This window comes from Fusicatenibacter saccharivorans, from assembly GCF_015557635.1.
GTDB lineage: Bacteria > Bacillota > Clostridia > Lachnospirales > Lachnospiraceae > Fusicatenibacter > Fusicatenibacter saccharivorans.
On the sequence record NZ_JADNOP010000013.1, the window covers coordinates 1 to 20,928 of the forward strand.

General features: G+C 49.0%; 18 protein-coding genes. 11 read left to right on the forward strand and 7 right to left on the reverse strand.

Features of this window, described 5'->3' with window-relative positions; translation table 11 throughout:
* From I2G42_RS16430 to I2G42_RS11475, 3 genes are all read left to right on the forward strand, one after another.
* On the forward strand, positions 1-957 hold a 957-nt coding region (locus I2G42_RS16430; protein ID WP_195531082.1), incomplete at its 5' end, for a transposase.
* Between the two features lie 348 nt (positions 958-1,305).
* Positions 1,306-2,016, forward strand: a complete 711-nt coding sequence (locus tag I2G42_RS11470) for a hypothetical protein (protein ID WP_195531083.1) — start codon at positions 1,306-1,308, stop codon at positions 2,014-2,016.
* A 323-nt stretch (positions 2,017-2,339) separates the two neighbouring features.
* Positions 2,340-2,948 carry a hypothetical protein gene (locus tag I2G42_RS11475; protein WP_195531084.1) on the forward strand — a complete coding sequence of 203 codons (609 nt, stop codon included), beginning with the start codon at positions 2,340-2,342 and terminating at the stop codon, positions 2,946-2,948.
* A gap of 90 nt (positions 2,949-3,038) precedes the next feature.
* On the opposite strand, the gene I2G42_RS11480 is transcribed toward I2G42_RS11475, so the two are convergent.
* Positions 3,039-3,824 carry a type III pantothenate kinase gene (locus I2G42_RS11480; RefSeq protein WP_022461121.1) on the reverse strand — a complete coding sequence of 262 codons (786 nt, stop codon included), beginning with the start codon at positions 3,822-3,824 and terminating at the stop codon, positions 3,039-3,041.
* Between the two features lie 166 nt (positions 3,825-3,990).
* Here I2G42_RS11480 and coaBC point away from each other — a divergent pair, with 166 nt between their 5' ends.
* The 3 genes from coaBC to I2G42_RS11495 all read left to right on the forward strand — a co-directional run bounded on the left by coaBC (position 3,991) and on the right by I2G42_RS11495 (position 8,250).
* On the forward strand, positions 3,991-5,187 hold the full coding sequence (gene coaBC, locus I2G42_RS11485; RefSeq protein WP_055225773.1) for a bifunctional phosphopantothenoylcysteine decarboxylase/phosphopantothenate--cysteine ligase CoaBC: 1,197 nt from the start codon (positions 3,991-3,993) through the stop codon (positions 5,185-5,187).
* A gap of 203 nt (positions 5,188-5,390) precedes the next feature.
* Positions 5,391-6,161: a TatD family hydrolase gene (locus I2G42_RS11490; RefSeq protein WP_022461123.1), complete on the forward strand. Its 771-nt coding sequence runs from the start codon at positions 5,391-5,393 to the stop codon at positions 6,159-6,161.
* A gap of 85 nt (positions 6,162-6,246) precedes the next feature.
* On the forward strand, positions 6,247-8,250 hold the full coding sequence (locus I2G42_RS11495; RefSeq protein ID WP_055225771.1) for an NlpC/P60 family protein: 2,004 nt from the start codon (positions 6,247-6,249) through the stop codon (positions 8,248-8,250).
* Here the strand turns inward: I2G42_RS11495 and I2G42_RS11500 are convergent.
* Together I2G42_RS11500 and I2G42_RS11505 are read right to left on the reverse strand one after the other, a co-directional pair.
* Positions 8,232-9,080: an LD-carboxypeptidase gene (locus tag I2G42_RS11500; RefSeq protein WP_055220980.1), complete on the reverse strand. Its 849-nt coding sequence runs from the start codon at positions 9,078-9,080 to the stop codon at positions 8,232-8,234. The two genes, I2G42_RS11495 and I2G42_RS11500, sit on opposite strands and share 19 nt — an antisense overlap.
* Positions 9,081-9,212: 132 nt before the next feature.
* Positions 9,213-10,247 (reverse strand): threonine aldolase family protein, encoded by a 1,035-nt coding sequence (locus I2G42_RS11505; protein WP_055225768.1) that lies wholly within the window; start codon positions 10,245-10,247, stop codon positions 9,213-9,215.
* Positions 10,248-11,217: 970 nt separating this feature from the next.
* On the opposite strand from I2G42_RS11505, the gene I2G42_RS11510 reads away from it, so the two are divergent.
* The 4 genes from I2G42_RS11510 (at position 11,218) to I2G42_RS11525 (ending at position 15,950) form a co-directional block, all read left to right on the forward strand.
* On the forward strand, positions 11,218-11,799 hold the full coding sequence (locus tag I2G42_RS11510) for a TetR/AcrR family transcriptional regulator (RefSeq protein ID WP_022461597.1): 582 nt from the start codon (positions 11,218-11,220) through the stop codon (positions 11,797-11,799).
* A 25-nt stretch (positions 11,800-11,824) separates the two neighbouring features.
* Positions 11,825-13,186, forward strand: coding sequence for an alpha-amylase family glycosyl hydrolase (locus tag I2G42_RS11515; RefSeq protein ID WP_118601732.1), 1,362 nt, complete (start codon positions 11,825-11,827; stop codon positions 13,184-13,186).
* A gap of 14 nt (positions 13,187-13,200) precedes the next feature.
* On the forward strand, positions 13,201-15,171 hold the full coding sequence (gene glgB / locus I2G42_RS11520) for a 1,4-alpha-glucan branching protein GlgB (RefSeq protein ID WP_082424829.1): 1,971 nt from the start codon (positions 13,201-13,203) through the stop codon (positions 15,169-15,171).
* 113 nt (positions 15,172-15,284) lie between these two features.
* Positions 15,285-15,950 (forward strand): MBL fold metallo-hydrolase, encoded by a 666-nt coding sequence (locus tag I2G42_RS11525; protein WP_207741896.1) that lies wholly within the window; start codon positions 15,285-15,287, stop codon positions 15,948-15,950.
* A 22-nt stretch (positions 15,951-15,972) separates the two neighbouring features.
* Here I2G42_RS11525 and I2G42_RS11530 read toward each other — a convergent pair whose 3' ends face one another.
* Positions 15,973-16,434, reverse strand: coding sequence for a hypothetical protein (locus tag I2G42_RS11530; RefSeq protein ID WP_195531085.1), 462 nt, complete (start codon positions 16,432-16,434; stop codon positions 15,973-15,975).
* Positions 16,435-16,649: 215 nt separating this feature from the next.
* On the opposite strand from I2G42_RS11530, the gene I2G42_RS11535 reads away from it, so the two are divergent.
* Complete coding sequence (locus I2G42_RS11535) at positions 16,650-17,153, forward strand: GNAT family N-acetyltransferase (RefSeq protein ID WP_055225759.1); 504 nt, start codon at positions 16,650-16,652, stop codon at positions 17,151-17,153.
* 143 nt (positions 17,154-17,296) lie between these two features.
* On the opposite strand, the gene I2G42_RS11540 is transcribed toward I2G42_RS11535, so the two are convergent.
* The 3 genes from I2G42_RS11540 to nhaC all read right to left on the reverse strand — a co-directional run bounded on the left by I2G42_RS11540 (position 17,297) and on the right by nhaC (position 20,865).
* Positions 17,297-18,136 (reverse strand): TraX family protein, encoded by an 840-nt coding sequence (locus I2G42_RS11540; RefSeq protein WP_055267451.1) that lies wholly within the window; start codon positions 18,134-18,136, stop codon positions 17,297-17,299.
* Positions 18,137-18,506: 370 nt separating this feature from the next.
* Positions 18,507-19,382: an MBL fold metallo-hydrolase gene (locus I2G42_RS11545; protein ID WP_118742109.1), complete on the reverse strand. Its 876-nt coding sequence runs from the start codon at positions 19,380-19,382 to the stop codon at positions 18,507-18,509.
* Positions 19,383-19,449: 67 nt separating this feature from the next.
* Complete coding sequence (nhaC, locus tag I2G42_RS11550; protein WP_118742082.1) at positions 19,450-20,865, reverse strand: Na+/H+ antiporter NhaC; 1,416 nt, start codon at positions 20,863-20,865, stop codon at positions 19,450-19,452.
* Positions 20,866-20,928: the final 63 nt, after the last annotated feature.

A 20,928-nucleotide genomic window follows, 5' to 3' on the forward strand; every position in this document is an offset into this window, starting at 1 on the left:
CCTGTTTTTTACCACGATGTCATGTACCGTGAAAACACAGAAGAGAAAGATGCGGCCTTTTTAAAACTGTACGATGGACACGACTGGAAATGGTTTGCTGTGTGGCTGAAACATACGGATATGGAATACTTAAGAAAACACTGGTCGGGCAAAAAAGCTTCGGCTCCAACGTTGGAGAAGAAGCACCACAAATATTTTCTGCGTTTTACATATGCGGAAGAGGTATCTTTAAACCGGACACCTGTCAAAGAACAAACGATCTGCAGTGTGGATCTCGGCATCAATACGGATGCAGTCTGTACCATCATGCGTCCAGACGGAACTATCCTGGGGAGAAAGTTTATTAACTTTTCCAGTGACAAAGACCGGATGTACCGTGTGCTGGGACGGATCCGAAGATTTCAGCGGGAACATGGATCGCGTCAGGTGCAGGGAAAATGGGCATATGCAAAACGTCTGAATACAGAGCTTGGCAGAAAAATTGCAAGGGAAATCGTTCTGTATGCGTCAGGAAATAAGGCAGATGTGATTGTTTTCGAATATCTGGAAATGAAAGGAAAACTTTCCGGGAAGAAAAAGCAGAAACTGCAGATGTGGAGAAAACGTGATATCCAGAAACGGTGCGGACAGCAGGCACACAGAAAGGGAATCCGAATTTCCCGGATTTGTGCCTGGAACACGAGCAGGCTTGCCTTTGATGGATCAGGAGAGATTGCCCGTGATATACGGGATCATCGTCTGTGTACGTTTCAGACTGGAAAAAGATACAACTGTGATTTGTCGGCATCGTATAATATCGGAGCAAGATATTTTATCCGTGAAAATTTAAAAACCTTACCGGAAACGGAAAGGTCTTTGCTGGAGGCAAAAGTTCCTGCAGTAAAGCGTAGAACCTCATGTGTTTATGCAGATCTGAGAGAACTGATTTCAGAAATGGAACTGCGAAAAGCAGCATAAACACAGGCAGATATACCGTGGACTACCTGTTATGTGGAGACCTGCCGTATCCGGCATGGAAGAAGCGCGTGTCCGCGCAAGATCTAAGAAACAGGCGTATCCGCCGATATTTTGTCTGCCGCCTAAAGCGGCCGGAAGCACGTGACTTTAGTCATGTGAGGTTCACTAGCGGTAGAGAATTTCTATAAGGGATGTTGTTGCTTTTTCTTTGATTTAAATCGAATGCATAAGAAAAATGTAAGAAAATTTTCACCAAACGTCATAGATTTTCAGAAGAATATATGGTAGTATAGGGCTAACAAAAAAGTATGTGAAAAAAATAACAAAGCGGAAAGGAGATGCAGGTGTATGAATAAAAAATTAGCAGGTATTTTTGCAATGTGTGCTCTGTTGCTGACTGGATGTCAGGGAGCGAAAGAGAGCAGCAAGGAAATTACGCCGCCGGATACCGGATGGGGGAAAACGGTGGATGAAGTGCTTGCCGACTGGAATCTGGATCGGGACCAGGTGGAAATTTTCTCCGAAACTAACAGTGCAGCCGCGATCGCAGTAGATACAGAAGCCACTGTTTTCGGCGAGCAAACTTCCAGAGTCATGTTTCAGTTTATCAACCTCGATCAGACCGGAGCGACAGGAAAACCGGTATTGTGCGAAGTAGACATCACCTACCCGGATGATGCTGATATGGATACCGTGAAAAAAGAGATGGAAAAATCCTACGGAAGTTCCAAAGGCTCCATTACCCGCTACGAGCTGTACCAGTCGCTGGGCGACGATCAGCTCCCGGAATACACTTACAAAAAAGCAGATCAGCTTGCCGTCTGGTCCGGCGAGAGCCTGAAAGATGCGATTCCTTCCGATAAGAGCACCGAATACGAAACCGCCTGGGAAGCATACCAGCCTGGCCTTACCGCCGACAACTGGGAGAGCTACACTGAACAGGCAAGCATGGCAACCGCCGTATGCGCATACGGCGCAGAAGCATTTCCAATGTTTGAAAAAAACGGTGTCAGCCTCGAAGCTTATCCGGGACTGGTATATGAGCAGGTGAAAAAGTAATATGAAATGTAACTATTCAGAGCCATGCGAAATGGAAGAAAATCGTGAATCATGCTTGCATGAATGAACGGTTTTCTGGAATTTCATATGGCGAGAAGCAACATCGAGATGCAGCGCAAGCGGAATCGAGATGGGGTTCTGAATAGTTACTATGAAATAAGAAAGTCATAAACTCCCGGCACTGCCGGGAGTTTTTCCGTGCATAGGGAGAAGGAAAAGAGTGTGTCCCGGAAAAATTTATGATATACTGAAAAGAGAAAATTCAACTTTTGGAAGGTTCCCGGAATGTCTGTTTTGGAAGAAAGGTGATTTCCTTGAAACGTATGAAAAAGAGAAAAATCACTGTGTTAGCTGGAGTGATCCTTTGCGTGATTGCAGGATGTCTGGTAAAAAGAATGACGGCGGTGTATACACAGAAAGAAAATCCCATTGGTCCTGAGCGGGGTACGACAGATGTTTTCCTGACGGCAGCAGATTTCATCTCAGAAAAATCGGATCAGGAACTGCTGCAGGAAATCGAAACCTTTGATACGGACAAAGCCGAGATGATTTATCTTTATATCCCGGAAGACACCGGAGCCGGAATGTCCTTCGCGATCACGCGCGAGGATCATCCGGAGGAGATGGACGAAATTCTCTCGACCATTTACGGAGAAAAAATTTCCTGTCAGAAGCCAAAACGGGTATTCAACATGACAGAGAGGATTTTGTATGATTATAACTGGTATTTTCTGATCTACGATCATGAGATGAATCAGATGGCGCTTGTATTTCTGTATTCCGATGATGTGATTGTATACAATGGGCATGTATTTCAGACAACAGAAACGTATGATGAAAGCATTCGCCCGTGTATTTTAAAACTGAAAGAGGAGAATCAGGAAAAACTGAAAAGCGGAGAGGCAACACAAAGAAGGGTTGCGATTCCATAGAAAAATAGAGAAAAGCGTGCCTGGAGAACAGACACGCTTTTTAACGTCATGCAGAATGAAAGAGTCTGATGAATATTTGGAAGTACGATTTTAATTTGCACAATTCCGCTCACACAGGAACGCCAGCCCTTTCAGCAGAAGGTTCGGGTCATAGATATGAGGATGTAAAACGAGCGGTTCGACGAAGCGTGCCGCGCCGCCGGTGAGGATGAGGGTGGCGGGGGAGCCGAGTTCGGCTTCGATGCGCTGGACCATTCCGTCGAGCATCGCGGCCATGCCGACGATGGTGCCGGAGAGAATGCATTCTTCGGTGTTTCTGCCAATGATGCGTTTCGGGATCTGGAGGTCGAGCCGCGGGAGCTGGGCGGTCCGCTCGGAGAGGGCACCAAGTCCCATATCGAGTCCCGGTGCGATGGCGCCGCCGCAGAAGACGCTGTTTTCCCGGATGACATTGAAGGTCGTCGCTGTTCCAAGATCCACGGTGATGACCGGCAGCGGATAATGTGCGGCGGCCCAGGCTGCATCAACGAGGCGGTCGCGGCCTACTTTTTCCGGTTCCGGGATGGAAAATGTCATGCCGAGATCACTTTCGGATGTGACGAGCAGCGGTTCTGTGCCGAACAGATTACGGACACATTCCTGCAGAAGCGTCAGAACCGACGGAACAACGCTGGAAATGATGACGCCCCGAAAGTCGGACGGGGAAAGATTCTTGTCTTCAAAAAGCTGCTCGATCGCAGATTCATACTGGCTGGCAGACCAGGTGTGGTTGATGTCAATCCGGGCTGTGAATTCGAGGGAATACGCTTGCTGCGGTGCGATCCGGACGCCGCCGAGCGTAACGGTTGTGTTCCCGATATCAATGGCTAAAATCATAAAAATACCTCGCGATTATTTTAAAAGTAGAGCTCTTTTGTCCTTTTATTATAAAGCCTTTTTGCGTCAATGGCAAACAGGATTGGTTGTAATCTGTTTTTCTGTCTGCTATACTTAAAACTATCATAGGAAAAAAGTTGCTTCGAGGCAGCAGAACGGAGTTACAATGGAAAATCTTGACGGAAAATGTGTTGTACTTGGTGTGACGGGCGGAATTGCCGCCTATAAAATGGCAAACGTGGCGAGCGCTCTTCGGAAAGCCGGAGCGGATGTGCATGTCATCATGACCGAAAATGCGACGCAGTTCATCACCCCGCTGACGTTTGAAACGCTGACGAACAATCGCTGCGTGGTCGATACGTTTGCGCGTGATTTTAAATATGAGGTGGCGCATATTTCACTGGCAAAAGCAGCAGATCTGATTCTGATTGCTCCGGCTACCGCCAATGTGATTGCGAAAATGGCGCATGGTATTGCAGATGATATGCTGACAACGGTGGTGCTCGCAGCGAAGTGCAAAAAGCTGGTCTCTCCGGCGATGAATACGGCGATGCTGGAAAATCCGATTACGCAGGATAATCTGGCGACGCTGAAAAAATACGGTTTCGGCATCATCGAGCCGACCGTGGGAATGCTGGCGTGCAAGGACGTCGGAAAAGGAAAACTGCCGGACCCGGAGGTGCTGCTCGATTATATCGCGATGGAGCTTGCCCGCGAAAAGACGCTCGCTGGTGTGCGTGTCACCGTGACTGCAGGCCCGACGCAGGAATCCCTCGATCCGGTGCGGTATCTGACGAACCATAGCAGCGGCCGCATGGGATACGCGATTGCGCGGGAGGCGATGCTCCGCGGCGCGCAGGTGACGCTGATTTCCGGCCCGGTTTCATTAGCCCCGGTTCCGGGCGTTGCGATGCGACCGGTGACGACGGCGAAGGATATGCTGGAGGCGGTGCGGGAGACATTGCCGGAGACAGACATTCTGATCAAGGCGGCCGCAGTTGCCGATTACCGGCCTGCGACAGTGGCGGATCAGAAGATCAAAAAGCAAGACGGCGACATGAGTATTCCGCTGGAGCGCACCGATGATATTCTGGGATGGGTGGAAAAGAACCGTCATCCGGGTCTGTTTGTGTGCGGATTTTCGATGGAAACGGAGAATATGGTGGAAAACTCGCGCGCGAAGCTGGAGAAGAAGCATCTCGACATGATCGCGGCGAACAATCTGAAGACAGAGGGTGCCGGCTTCGGTGTGGCGACGAATGTGGTGACGCTGATCACGAAGGACGGCATCAAGGAGCTTCCGCTCATGGGAAAAGACGAAGTGGCGGGCTGCCTGTTGGATGAGATTGCGGCGCGGCGGTGATCATGTTGAAGTGTGACTTTTTTTCGTTTCCTGGTTGACGCGGGAAAAATGAATGCGTTATAATAAGCACAGGCGCAGCGGCGCACTTTACTTTTACGAAAACAACGAACGATAGGATGGATAAACGTGGAAACGGAAACAGGGGAAGGCTATGCAGAGCTTTCTTCCGTTTCTGTTTCGTTTTTTTAAGGAGAAATTCGGATATGATATTTGAAACACATGCACATTATGACGATGAGAAATTTGATGAAGACCGCGCAGAGCTGCTTTCCTCGATGCAGGAAAACGGGATCGGGCGTATCATCAATGTCTCGGCAAATCTGGAATCACTGGAAAATACAAGAAAACTGATGGAAGCGTATCCGTTCATCTACGGCGCGTTCGGCCTTCACCCGGATGAGGTGGGCGATCTGAACGAGGACGTGATGGCGCGGATGCGGGAACTCTGCCGCATGGAAAAGGCGGTCGCGGTCGGTGAGATTGGCCTTGACTATTACTGGGACAAGGAGAATCATGAGAAGCAGGAATACTGGTTCCGCCGTCAGATTGCGCTTGCTCGGGAAGAAAAACTTCCGATGATTATTCACAGCAGGGAGGCGGCGGCCGATACGCTCCGCGTCATGAAAGAAGAAAAATCGGAGGAGATCGGCGGCGTCATTCATTGTTTTTCCTACTCTGTGGAAATGGCAGAGGAATACCTGAAAATGGGATTTTATCTTGGCATTGGCGGCGTGGTGACGTTCAAAAATGCAAAGAAGATCAAAGAAGTGGTTCAGATGGCTCCGATGGAGCGCATTCTGCTGGAAACAGACAGTCCGTATCTGGCACCGGTTCCGTACCGGGGAAAACGAAATTCATCTCTGTATCTGCCGTACGTTGTGCAGGAGATCGCAGAACTCAAGGGAATTTCGGAAGAAGAAGTCATTGAGACGACAGAAAAAAATGCGGTCAGACTGTTTCGAGCAGAGGAATAGGAAGCGATACCAGAGGTGCTTCTTCTGTTTTATTTGTTCGGATCAATTCCGTCTGGCCGGACAAATTGAATAGGAGAAAGCGAAAATGGTTGATAAAACAATGATGGGCGACAAATGCGCCGAGCTGGTGCGCGCCGCGATGATCGGTGCGCTCGCAGTGACACTGGGAAACCCGACAGCCGTTTATGCAGCAGAAGAGGAAACGGCCGATCCGGGACAGATTGGAATTGAGATTGCAGGGGAAGCAGCCGTTGGGGCTGCTTCTTTTTGCGTGGAGGAAGATGCGGCGGAGAAGGCACCTGCGGAAGCGGAAGAGGTGACAGAACCGGAAGGTACGCAGAATGATGAGATGGAAGAGGAAAGTGGATCCGAGGGAAAAGAAGATGAGACAGTCCCGGAGGAACCGGAACCGCAGGAGCCTGACGGCGGAGAGAATGCAGGAATGACGGAACCGGGAAAAACGGGCGAGACAGAACCAGAGGGGCCGGAAAATGCAGAACCGGGAGAGGCAGGCGAGACAGAGCCAGAGGAGCCGGAAAATCCAGAACCGGGAGATCAGGGAGACATGCCGGAAACACCGGGAAACAGTGAAATGGATGGATCGTGGCCGGGCGAAGGGGAAGATATTTCCAACGATCCATGGCCGGGGCAGGAAGAAATCGGCGGCGGAGATGGGGAGCAGATGGAACCGCCGGAGGAAGAAAACGGATCTGCAGGAAGTGATGATGCAACTGGTGGGGACAAGACGGCAGAAGTCTCTTCGGATTCTGATTTATCACAGTCTGCGGAACCGCCAGCCGCCGAGGCTGAACCCGTCTTTTCGGCAGAGCAGGAAGCTGAGCGCACGCGGGAAAGCTACAGTGAGTGGCAGGCGGCAGAAGCTGAAAAAGTCACGATTTCCCGTATGCCGTGGCTGTTTCATACGGTTGAAAAAACATATGCTATCGCCGATGTGAATTCCTGGCTTCACGTCCGCGAAGGAAAAGACACAAATCAGAAAATCGTCGGAATCCTGCCGAAGGGAAGCCTCTGTTATATTTTAGCGGATGCGGATTCTGACTGGGTTTATGTGGAATCCGGCGATGTCCGTGGATTTGTCTGCGCGCGGTATCTCCTGCGCGGAGAAGAGGCTGAAAAAGAGGTAAACCGTTGGCAGGAGGAAAGTTTTCCCATGGCGGAAATGTGGGTGAAGCCATGGAATAATAAGGCGTACACCTATACATATGCAACGACGAGAACACTTCTTTCTTCTGACGAAGCGCGCGGCGAGGTCCTGCAGTACGCGAAAAAATTCCTGGGAAATCCGTACGTCTGGGGCGGGACGAGTCTTACAAACGGCTGCGACTGTTCCGGCTTTGCCCAGCAGATTTTTGCTAATTTCGGGTATACCCTTCCGAGAACCTCACGCCAGCAGGCGAAAGCTGGAACACGCATTCCGGTGCAGGAGGCAAAGCCTGGTGATCTGCTGTTTTACCAGCGGGAGAGCGGGTTTATTTACCATGTCATGATTTATCTCGGTGATGGAAAAGTAATCCACGCTGGAAGCGAGGCGACGGGGATTCTGATTTCAGATTTTAACTATGAGAAATCGACAGAATTTGCTGTGCGGGTGATTTCGGAGGAAATACGTGAGAGCAAAATAGAAACGGGAGATGTGGATAATGGGAGAAAAGAAGGAAACTCTGTGGATAACCAGACAACAGAAAACGGGAATGGTGGAAAACAGAAGGCGGGAGCAGAAAATGTGCAGAATACAAGTGCAGAAAACAGTACCGCAGGTGATCGGTTGGAAAGCGCTTCGGGAAAATATCTCGGCAATTTTAAACTGACCGCTTACTGCAACTGCGCCGTCTGCTGTGGCCGCTGGGCGGGCGGCCCGACCGCATCCGGAAAAATGCCGGTGCAGGGCCGGACCATTGCAACCGGCGTTCTGCCGTTTGGAACGAAGCTGAATATCGGCGGAAAAATTTACACGGTCGAGGACCGTGGCACGCCGTACGGCCACATTGATATCTATATGGAACGCCATGCAGACGCAGAGGAGTTCGGCGTGCGCTACGCGGATGTATATCAGTCAGAAGAAATCTGATAAAATTTGCCGATCACGGCGGCATGTGCATCCGTGCCGTGGCCGATATACGGAGTCCTTGCAATCGGGAGATCCGGTCCGGCCGCCTGGCGGACAAGCTGCGGCATATCCGGCGTCAGCTGGTCGCGTTCCATCTGGGAAAATGTTCCGAGGAGAATACCATTGATCTGTTCAAAGGCATGCATCATTTTCAGCTGGGACAGAAACGTAACCATCTGCGGAACGCCGCCGCCCATGGCTTCGAGGAGCAGGATTTTTCCGCGGAAATCCGGCTGAAAATCCGTTCCGGCGAGCTTCAGAAAACAGCGGATATTTCCGCCGATCATCACACCTTCCATGTGATCGCCCTGCAGAAATGTGCAAGGGAGGTCGAAGAGGCTGGGAGACTGCCCGGAAAAAGCGTTTTGGAACAGAGTGATCTGTTCGGCGCTGTGGTCGTACAGCAGATTTCGAACCTGATACAGCATCGACTCATTTCCAGTCGCAGTCGTGACAGCATTGACAATCGTTGTGAGATCACTGTATCCCCAGAAGCGCTTGCTGGAGGCGGCGATGACAGAAAAATCCAGATACGGCAGAACTTCATTCGCCATATCGCCGCCGGAAACATCAAAAATATCCGTGATTTCTGGGTCACAGTAAAGGTTCATAAACGCATCCGCCCGCTCCGCGCCCGTGCCGGAAAAGCCGGAACCGTTGTCGTAGAGGCAGGGGCTTAAAACAGGATCGAAGCCCAGCTCCCGCAGAATCTGACAGAGACGCGCCAGATCGGCGGAAAAGGAAGGATGCATGGGGTTGGAGCAGGCGGTAATACCAATTTTATGAGACATAAAGATTCCTTTCTCGGAGTAAAACAAGGCAAAATCTGCATTTTCGTGGCACACCGGTACAGCTTTTTCTTTGAATTTGCAAAGCAGATTTAGAGATCGCCGGTGTTTGCAGAATGCCGTTTTGGACAAAAATTATAAAGCTTTGAGGTCATCAATCAGTGTCTGCACTTCCTCTTCCGTCGTTGCCCAGCTGGTGCAGAACCGCGCAATATTTCCGCCGTCCGCGGATTTCCCCATTGGCTCGAAAATATAGCGTTTTTCCAGAGTTTCCTTCTGCGCATCGGTGAGAATCACAAACTGCTGATTCGTAAAACTCTCCACCCAGAATGGAATCCCCTGCGCCGCAAATGCTTTGCGGAGTTTCATGGCAAGTTCATCGGCGCGGCGTGTCGCCGTAAAATAAAGATCATGCCCCAGCAGGCAGTGGAACTGCAGTCCGAGCAGCCATCCCTTTGCGAGGACAGCGCCGTTCTGTTTCATGTAGGCTTTGAACCGCTTTTTCAGCGAGTCAGCTGTAAGCACAACGGCCTCACCAAACAGCGCACCGCATTTCGTTCCGCCGAAATAGAAAACATCTGTGAGAGCAGCGAGATCCTCGAGAGAAACATCATTCTTCTCTGATCCAAGCCCGTATCCAAGCCGTGCCCCGTCCACAAACAGATACATATCATACTTCCGGCAGACCTCGTGAATCTTCGTCAGCTCCTGCAGCGAATACAGCGTTCCCTGCTCAGTCGGAAATGAAAGATATACCATCTTCGGCTCCGTCAGATACTCCGGCTCACCGCCTTCATAATAAGCCGCCGCACACGCCGCAATCTGTTCCGCCGAAATTTTACCATCCGTATTCGGCAGCTCTAGAATCTTATGCCCGGTATTTTCAATCGAAGCCGCCTCATGGCAGTTAATATGTCCGGTATCCGCCGCAATCACACTCTGCACCGGCGAAAGCGCTGCCGCCGTCACAATAAAATTCGCCTGCGTCGCCCCCGGAAAAAAATGAACCGCCGCATCCGCACAATGAATCTTCTCCCGAATCAGCTCCGCAGCCTTCTCACACCATTCATCCTCCCCATATCCACCATAACTGTTCCCATTAATAGCCCCCAGCGCCTCCAGAATCTCCGGGTGCGCACCGTGATTGTAGTCATTATTAAATCGTATCATCAGTTTATGTTCTCCTTAATTTGAATTTGAAAAATGCTGTTTCCATTATACGGCATCTGAAGGAAAACAGCAATTGGAGAACAAAAAGAGAAAATGCAAAAAAATGCAGAAGGAGGATTATGTCCGATATGGCGAGGACATAACGGCGGCCCCCAGTCTGAGAACTTGGCGAGGTTGATGATAAGTATGTTATCGGAACAGCTGAGATCCTGTCATTTCCTGAAAAAAAGGTATGGAAACCAAAACAAAGAAATGCGTCAGGAATCCAAATGAATGGCAGGAAGTCCGACACAGTCGTAGTATCTGAGAAGTCTGTGAAAGCAGATGGAGAAAAGGACTGTGCACTTTATAGCTTCAAGGACGAAAGAACTATGCAGACGAAAGAGAGCTGATGGACATGGTGAATGAGTTACTTGGAAAACAATATAATATCGCGAAAGCAAACAGAACTGACAGAAAGGTTCAGAATCTTGCATGGAAGAAGCGCGTATCCGCGCAAGATCTAAGAAACAGGCGTATCCGCCGATATTTTGTCTGCCGCCTAAAGCGGTCTGAAGCACGTAACTTTAGTCATGTGAGGTTCAGTTCGTATAAAAACAGTATCGGAAAATAAGAAAAGAACCGACAGAGAAATCTGAGAACTAAACTAAAGATTTCCCCGCCGGTTCTTTTTCTATGCATCTATTTTCATCCATTATATATTTCGCATTGACTTTTTATATACCGATTGGTATAATGATAACAGAAACACACATAAGAAACCTGCAAAATCCAACAAAATTCGTCAAAATTGCCAAAAACTCACGCAATTCGACCATCACACACAAAAGCAGACTTCTTAAATACAAAATCAACAAAAGCATTTTAAACCAAAACAAATGCCAACTCACACGTAACAAACAACCACCCAAACACACCGCGGCCAGGCGAACTCCAGAGAGCGTCCCTTCCGCAACAAAGAGGATTCAAAATGGACAATCGTCAGCTAATCATGAACTCAGCTCTGACCCTCTTCTACGAAAGCGGGTACGACGCCGTCGGTGTTCAGCAGATCGTAGACTCCGCCGGAGTATCCAAACCAACCCTGTACTATTACTTCGGCAGCAAACAAGGCCTCCTCGAAGCCCTGCTAAACGAGCACTTTCAGCCCATGGAACAAAAACTCATCGAAGCCTCCGAAACCGGGAAAAACATCCCCGAAAAACTGTACCGCATCGCGCGTGCCTTCTTCAACGGAGCCTCCGAAGACCCGAAATTCCATATGCTGATGATGGCACTGTTCTATTCCGGAAGAAAAAGCGAAGGCTTCCGCACCGTATACCCAATGATTGACCGGTTCTATCACCTGTGCGTCGACGTCTTCGACAACGCCAGCGCCGAACTCGGCAACATGAACGGCCGTCAGGAACAATTCGCCGTAGGCTTCTCCGGAATCCTGATGCACTACCTGATGATGACAGCAGGAGATCAATCCGATCTTTCCAACCTCGTCGTCCGGGACGAAGAAGTCTACCGTCTGGTACACCAGTTCATGTATGGAATTTACTCATAACCCAAAAACAAGGAGGACAAACAAAATGGCACCATGGTATGAAGAGGCAGAATTTTATCACATCTATCCGATCGGACTGACCGGCGCGCCGAGGAAAAATGAATCGGAAGAAACCGTACACCGCTTTTCCACACTGGAACAGTGGCTTCCGCACATCGCAGATCTCGGTTGTACCGCAATCTATATCGGCCCCTTGTTTGAATCAACCACACATGGATACGACACAAAAGATTACAAACAGGTAGACCGCCGCTTAGGCGACAACGCGGACTTTGCCGCATACGTAAAAAAAGCCCACGAACTCGGCATCAAAGTCGTCGTAGACGGTGTCTTCAACCACACCGGCCGCGAATTCTTTGCCTTCCGCGACATTCAGGAAAAAAGAGAACAGTCCCCGTACTGCGGATGGTACAAAGGAATCTGGTTCGGCGGAAACACCTGCTATAACGACGGATTCTCCTACGAAGCATGGAGAAACTGCTTCGAACTCGTCAACCTGAATCTCCAGAACCAGCAGGTCCGTGACTATCTCCTTGATGTCATCGACTTCTGGATCGACGAATTCGACATCGACGGCATCCGTCTCGACTGCGCCGACTGCCTGGATTTCGGCTTCATGGAGCAGATGCGCGCACGCACATCCGCCAAAAAACAGGACTTCTGGCTGATGGGCGAAGTCATCCACGGCGACTATGCGCGCTACATCGGAGACGGCCAGCATCTGCTGCACAGTGTCACAAATTACGAGCTTCACAAAGGACTTTATTCGGGACATAACGATCATAACTACTTCGAAATTGCACATACGATCCGCCGCGAATTTGACGAAAACGGCGGCATTTACAAAGGAAAGAAACTGTACAGCTTCGTTGACAATCACGACGTAGACCGTCTGGCCAGCAAGCTGAACGTAAAAGAAAACATGATTCCAATTTATGCGCTGCTGTACTTCCTGCCGGGCATCCCGTCCATCTATTACGGATCGGAATTCGGCATCGAGGGAAGAAAAGAAGGCGGAAACGACGATCCGCTGCGTCCGGCGCTGAATCTGGAAGAACTGGAGAAAAATCCGCCGGCAGAAAAACTTCCGGCATGGATCAAAACATTATCAGACGTCAGAAAAAAACATCCTGCAGCACGAACGGGAAGATACCGCGAACTCATGCTGACCAACCGCCAGTATGCCTTTGCACGCCTGGATGAGACAGACGCTCTGATCACAGCAGTAAATAATGATGAAAACCAGAGTGCGGGAGTCTGGATTCCTGCATCTTGCGACGGAACATGGAAAAACGCGGTAACCGGAGAAGCCATTTCTCCGGAAAATGGAAAACTTTTTGTTGAAGTACCTCCGTGCGGCTGTGTTCTGATTGAAAAAGAAGCATAAAGGGGATTTTTTCTATGAAGGAAACTGCGAAAACAACGGCAAAAACAACAGCGAAAACCAGAAAAGCGCCAAAAAAACCGGCGGGCTATCAGCCAAGATTTTCTGAACTGGATCAGTATTTGTTTGGTCAGGCAACCCATTACGATATTTTCCGGAAAATGGGTGCGCACCTGGACAAAAAAGACGGCAAAGTAGGAGCCTGGTTCACCGTATGGGCTCCGCATGCGGCGGAAGTATCTGTCATCGGCGAATTCAACGGCTGGGATGCCCATGCCAATGTGATGCGGAAAGTCGGCGAGGACGGCGTTTATGAAGTGTTCATTCCGGGCGTGACCGAGGGAATGATGTATAAATATTACATCCGCACACCGGACGGAAGAGAACTGTACAAAGCAGATCCATACGCATTTGCATCCGAAAAACGGCCGGGTACCGCGTCAAAAGTAGCGGAAATCGAAGGCTACCGCTGGGGTGACAGCGAATGGCTGACGAACCGCAAAAAATTTGACGTTCAGAAATCCGCGCTCTCCATCTACGAAGTGCACCCGGGCTCCTGGATGAAACATCCGTGGTCCGAATCCAACCCGGACGGATTTTACAATTACGTTCAGTTCGCACATTCGCTTGCCGATTACGTAAAAAAAATGGGCTATACCCACGTAGAGCTGATGGGAATTGCAGAGCATCCGTTTGACGGTTCCTGGGGCTATCAGGTAACGGGCTATTACGCACCGACCTCCCGCTACGGAACACCGAAAGAGTTTAAATATCTTGTTGATTATCTGCATAAAAATAAAATCGGTGTTATTCTGGACTGGGTACCGGCACACTTCCCGAAAGATGCGCACGGCCTTGCTGATTTTGATGGCCAGCCGCTGTATGAGTACGCCGACCCGAGAAAGGGCGAGCACCCGGAGTGGGGAACGAAGATCTTTGATTACGGCAAAAATGAAGTGAAAAACTTTATGCTGGCAAATGCGCTTTACTGGGTAGAAGAGTACCACGTAGACGGTCTCCGTGTCGATGCTGTTGCTTCGATGCTGTATCTCGACTACGGAAAAGAGCCGGGCCAGTGGGTGCCGAACAAGAACGGCGGAAATGAAAATCTTGAAGCCGTCGAGTTCTTCAAACACCTGAATACCCTGGTGCGCGGACGAAACAAAGGTGTCATCATGATTGCCGAGGAGTCCACAACGTGGCCGAAGGTAACGGGAAGCGTAGAGGACGGCGGCCTGCATTTCTCCTACAAATGGAACATGGGATGGATGCATGACTTCCTCGATTACATGAAGCTCGATCCATACTTCCGCAAATACAACCATAACAAGATGACCTTCGGCATGACCTATGCATTTTCCGAGAACTACATTCTGGTGCTCTCGCACGATGAGGTTGTCCACTTGAAATGCTCGATGATCAACAAAATGCCGGGCGATCTGGAGGAAAAATTCCAGAACCTGATGGTAGGCTATGCTTTCATGTTCGGGCACCCGGGCAAAAAACTTCTGTTCATGGGACAGGATTTCGGACAGCTCCGCGAGTGGAGCGAGGAACGCGAGATCGACTGGTTCCTGCTGGCAGATGAGGGGCATCAGCATCTGCAGACCTTCTTCAGTGACCTGCTGAAAATGTACCGCAAGTACCCGGCACTCTACGCGAACGACTGCGGCTACGAAGGCTTCCAGTGGATCAATGCCAACGACGGCGACCGCAGCATTTACAGCTTCGTCCGCTGGTCACCGACAGGAAAAAACAACCTGTTGTTCGTCTGCAATTTCACACCGGTCGAGCGTCCGGATTATATGTGTGGCGTACCGCGCAAAAAACAGTACCGCCTGATACTCGACAGCTCCGATATGAAATACGGCGGCCCGACCGAAAAACGCCAGGTAGCCTACCGTGCCAAAGAGGGAGAATGCGATGGCCAGCCATATCGGATTGCATATGCACTTCCGGCGTATGGTGTGGCGGTGTTCAGCTTCTAAAATAAGATAGCTACTAATTTTCATTAATATCATGACCGGCAGAGAACGAAAGAGATTTCTTAAATCTGTCGGTCATTGTGTTTTGTGTTCGAAGGAAAAGAGGTGTTGATTTGATGAAAGAAGAAAGAAAAGAGCCGATACAGATTCCGCACATCCAGACAATCAACGATCACATTTCCTATCTTACACCGACAGAACATCCACTTTCGGCAAATGTTGTGATCATCGAGGGTGATGCATTTTTCTGGGTATATGACGTGGGAAATCATCCTGCGGTTTCAGAAATTCTGCAGGAAAAGTCAGAACAGACAGGAAAAAAAATTCGGGTGATTTTATCCCATTTTCATCCCGACCATATTGGGAATCTGTCGGAGATTTCGTGCGAAGCGGTTTACCAGGGGAAAAATACGTTTCGTTATACAAAAACAGGAACTGTGATAGAAGAAGATACGTGGTTTCAGGACGGTGACGTGTGGTTACATTTATTTCCGATTCCATCGAGTCATGCCAAAGGATCGCTTGCATTGGAAGTGGATGAGACGTGGTGCTTTCTCGGGGATGCGGCATATGCGACGCAGAAAAACGGACAGACCGTTTATAATGCCGAGCGCCTGCTGGCAGAAATCCGAGTTCTGAAAAACGTGCGTGCGCCGTATTTTCTCCTGAGCCACAGCGAACCGTTTCAGCAGAACAAAGAGGATGTGCTGGAATGGATGGAAGCGATTTATGAGAAACGGAAACGAGATGAATCATATATAAAAACACCCCAGCGCGTATGACAGGGAGTCCTTCGAGGCTGAATCAGTTATGCCACTTCGGCAATTCACTTTCTTTCACTGGAACTGATTCAAGATCCATATTCGACCAATATGAGCCGATATCTGAACTTGTGAAGTATTCAAAATTGCCCGTGGAAGATTTCAGCTTTCCATTCTTGACTCCATTGCAGACATAAACCAGTTCGTAGTTTGTCCCATCCGAAAGGTTAAATCGAAAACTGGTCACATCTGCGCCTGTGATTTCCTCGACTTGTTTGTCTGTCAATGATAAGTTTTCAAACATATGATACAAGTCTGTTATATCAGTTTTTGCAACGACTATTTTCTTTTCTGCTGATACCGGTGCTCCCGCATAGTGGTACATGTCGATATTTTCAACATCTCCAACTTCAAAAGGAAAGTCGATATGGACCGTTTCTTTGCTACAGCCGACCAGTACCATCATTAAAATCAGAAAGGATATCAAATTTGTCGCTTTTTTCATATCATTGCACTCCTCGTCATGTTTTTGACAGGTCAAGAGTTCAAAAATCCTCTTGCAAGCGAGCTTGCATTAGCTTTTTGAGCCTGGTATCATGATGATTTGAGTATATCATAGTTTAACCGAATCAAGCAAGTCACCTGCTTCCATTGCGCGAAGCAATAAGCAGGGGGTTGGGACTTACTTGATTCGGTTAAACAAACAAGGGAGATGAAAAAATGAATGAAATTATAGCTTTACAGAAATATGAAAACGAAGCACAACTTGCAAAAGAGCTGATTCGAGGCTTTTGGCTGGCTCATGGTGATTATGTTATAACCGACGAAGAGGCCGCGGAGAATCTTGCTGCCTGGACAGACAAAGGGCATGTGTTTTATTTTATCTTAAAAGAAGAGATCCCCATTGGATTTGTGCATCTCGGAAGCCGCGGGGCGGAAGTTGACTGGATCGAAGATCTTTTCGTACTTCCGGAATACCAGGGAAACGGATACGGAAGTCATGCGATTGCGCTGGTCGAAGTCGAGATAAAAAAGTATTCTGAATCTGTCTATCTTGAGGTAGCTGCGCGAAATTTTGGAGCGATGAAACTCTATCATAGATTGGGATATCATTGCCTGAACACTGTGACGTTACGCAAAGATTTTCAACCGGAGAATTTTGAAGTGATTCGCAGCGAAGAGTTTTTGGGGTATCCGTTGGAAGTTAAGAAGTATATTAAGTAGAATCTCACGCCGATTTGCGCAGCAAATCCAGACCTCCCCACCGCCCGCCTCAATGTCAGCCCGGAAGTGCGTCTGTGTCGTCTGGGACTGTGCCCCAGGGCACAGTCCCAGGCGGCGCAGGTGCACTTCCGGGTGTCCGTTTTTTAAACAACCGCAACCCCCGCCATCCCCAGTACCGCCGCAATCGCAAACAGCACCAGCAGATGCACCGGATAAAACGCATAAAACGGATACTTCAGATTCAATCCCCGTTTTCCGTTATAAAAATGCACCGGAATCATAGCCAGAAAACAGGTGATTTCATTCAGACTCAACAGCGTAAGCACCGCACACCCGATTCCGATACAGTACATTTTATTCTTTCTCATATTATACATCAGCACAATCGTCAGAATTCCCATTGCACTGTAATCTGTCTTCAACAGCGTGGCCACTGCACAGGCTGCCACAATCACCAGCAGCTTGCCAACCGAAACCTTCCAGTTCGCCCTCTGCCATGCACCGGCATCTTTTTGCGCTTTTGAATCGATTTTCTGCAGAAAAATCATCATCACAAGGCCGATAAATAAAGTGAAAAAGACATTCTGATAATCCAGATAAAACGGTTTTCCCGCAAATGCCAGATCGAACGGAATTTCCGAAACCAGTGCAAAAATCCCAAGATTCAGCGCATACTTTTTCACATCATGCGTATGCATGAACCCTTCAATCAACAGAAAACAGAAAATCGGAAAACTGATCCTTCCGATTGCGCGCATAATCATATCCGCATAATAAATCACAGCTGTGTTTCCGGTAGAGAGAAATGATGCGCCTCCGTCCGAAGCGTTCACCGCATTCAGAAGACCGCGGGAAATCAGGATTCGGTCGAAAAGTACAGCTGCAGTGTGGTCGATCAGCATACAGACCATCGCAATGATTTTCAAGGTACTGCCGGGAATTTTACCGGCGCTTTTTACGGGTTTCGCAGTAGTAGCTGCCATATAAAACATCCTTTCTGGAACGCAAACGAAAGGCAGACTGTGCAAGCCGTCTGCGGATCAGGTTCCTGTAACGACAAACAGCAGAAAATCCTGCTGTTTTGCCAGAGTTGTAATACTATGATTATACGTTCTGAGGAGGTTAATGTCAAAGAAATAAATGGTTTTCATCACTGGCTGTTTTTGCGTATTTTCTTCTGCGTCCTGTGGTAAATCACAGGCAGAGACAGAAAAAACAGTTCTGAAATAACGCAGAGTATGGTAGAATCTGCCAGTCGGGTAAATGAAAATAGAAAGCGTCTCCGGGCTCATCCCAAAACGAACGGGGCAGCGTACCAATTCGTAAACCAGAATTGGTACGCTGCCCCGTATTTTAAAATACATCCAGGTCTTTTCCGTTCACGACATATCCGTCATACCCTGCATCCCGGATTTCATCCAGTATCGCAGTATCGCGCCATGCCATCTCGGCGGCAAGGTTTTTGTGGTTATCCTGTACATTCATATGGTAAATCCGGTGATACGTAACGAGCAGTTTCGGATTTGCTTTTTTTGCAACACCGGCAAGATCCGTGCTTAACGTATGCACTTCCCGGTGGTATTTCTGCCATTTGGGTTCGCGGCAGGAGATTCCGGCGGCGTATTCCACTTCGTGCAGCAGGATATCACAGCCTTTCGATTTTTCTGCCACGAGATCCAGCGGAGCGGTATCGCCGGTGATGACGATTGTGCGGTCCGGTGTGGTGAATTTATAGCCGTAGCATTCCAGTGTTCCGTGGCTGACCGGAAAAGCCTCCACCGTAACCAGGTCATCCCGGTAGACAATGCCGGATTCAATTTCTGTTACCTCAACGCGGTAGCCGGATTCGTTTGCTTTTTCGAAACCGTGAATTCGGAAATCAATGTCGGTTTCATAGGCCTGTAAGATATGATCGGTCATGTGCTGTAAGCCCTTTGGCCCGAAAACTTTCAATGGAACCGGGCGCTCCAGCACCCACGGAGTAAAAATCAGATCCGGGTATCCTGCGGTATGGTCTGTGTGAAGGTGCGTACAGAAGGCAACGGTCAGAAGATCCGGCCGCAGGGCATCCACGCCGTTAAAATAGGCGGCTGAGGCCTGGCGGACAACGCCAGGACCAAAATCTACCAGATAAGCACGGTCACCGACCACGACAGCGGAGGAAGGTCCGTTGGCATTCGGACACGCATTTGGTGTGCCGGTTCCGAGAAGAACAAGTTTTGTCTGCATTCTTTCTCTTTTCCTTTTCTTTTTTTGTTTCTGTTTATGATTTCCTGTTACGATTTCTGCTTTTGCCTTATTTCTCTTCTTTTGATTCATTGTTTTTGGTTTCCGGAAGATGCTTAATGGAAATTCCGGTAAATCCATAGAAAATACTGAAAACCGGGGTCAGGTAAAGCAGGAATAAGTACGGGAAAAATGCCGACCATGCAACACCAAGTGTGCCGGCCATGTATACGCCGTAGCCATGCCATGGAATCATAGGACCAGCCATAGTTCCAGAGTCTTCGAGGCAGCGGGAAAGAATTTCCGGTGCAACCTTGCGCTCTTGAAAGACAGGTGCCATCAGACGGCCGGTCAGAACGTGTGCCATCGGCTGGGAGCAGCTGATGAGGCTGGTCACGTAACCGACAATCATCGTTGCCAGGATCATACTTCCATCGCTGTTGATTCTCTTTACAATCGCCTGAAGAATGTGATCCAGTACACCGAGTTTTTCCAGCATGCCGCCCATGCCGACAGCAAAGCAGATAATGGCTACGTACTGGAGCATGCTTCCCATGCCGCCGCGGTTTAAGATGGATTGTAATACCGGTTCTTCGATTGCGGTTGTGTAACCGTTGTAAGCTGTGCGGATGATGCCCTGCAGAGTATCGTGCTGCACAAAATAGGAAACAAATCCGGCAGCGAAGCTGGAAAGACCAAGTGCAGAGATCGCATTTACTTTGCAGAGGAGCAATACAATAATCAGGATGGCAGGGATCATGGTAATCCATCCAAGCTGGAATTCACCGTTTAAAGCATCGATGTAAACGGTAATGCTTCCCTCGGTATAGCTTCCGCTGGTCTGCTGGAAACCGAGAATAGTAAAAAGAATTAAGGTTATCACATATGTTGGAAGGGTGGTCCAGAGCATCGAGCGGATATGATCGCCAAGTTTGGCATCTGCAACGGCCGGAGCAAGGTTTGTGGTATCGGAAAGAGGACTTAATTTGTCACCGAACATGGCACCGCAGATGACAGCACCGGCTACCATGCCAGGATGGATACCCATGGCGTTTCCGATCGCCATCATGGCAACACCTGCGCTTCCGACGGAACCATAGGAAGTACCGGTTACAATACTCAAAATGGAGCAGAACAGCAGCGTCAGAGGCAGCAGCCAGGACGGGTTAATCATTTTTAAGCCCCAGGAAATGATGGTGGCAATGGTGCCACTCTGCAGCCAGGTGCCGATCATGACACCGATGGCCATCAGAAGGCAGAGCGTCGGGACGACCATACGGATGGCATCGTATGCGCCGGCAACAATGTTGGTGTAAGAAATACCGAAAATCTTACAAAACAGATAGATAAAAATCCAGCTTGCAAACAGGCCGATCATAGGACCGCCGGTTTTCAGGCGGATACAGACTGCGACGGATACGATGATCAGCAGCAGCAAAAGCAGTGACTGTGGCAGATTGAGTTTTTTTTCTTTTGTTCCACTCATAAAAAAATCCCCCATTCATAGGTAAAATGATTTGCCCATTCAACGCGTTAAAGTAGAAAAGAC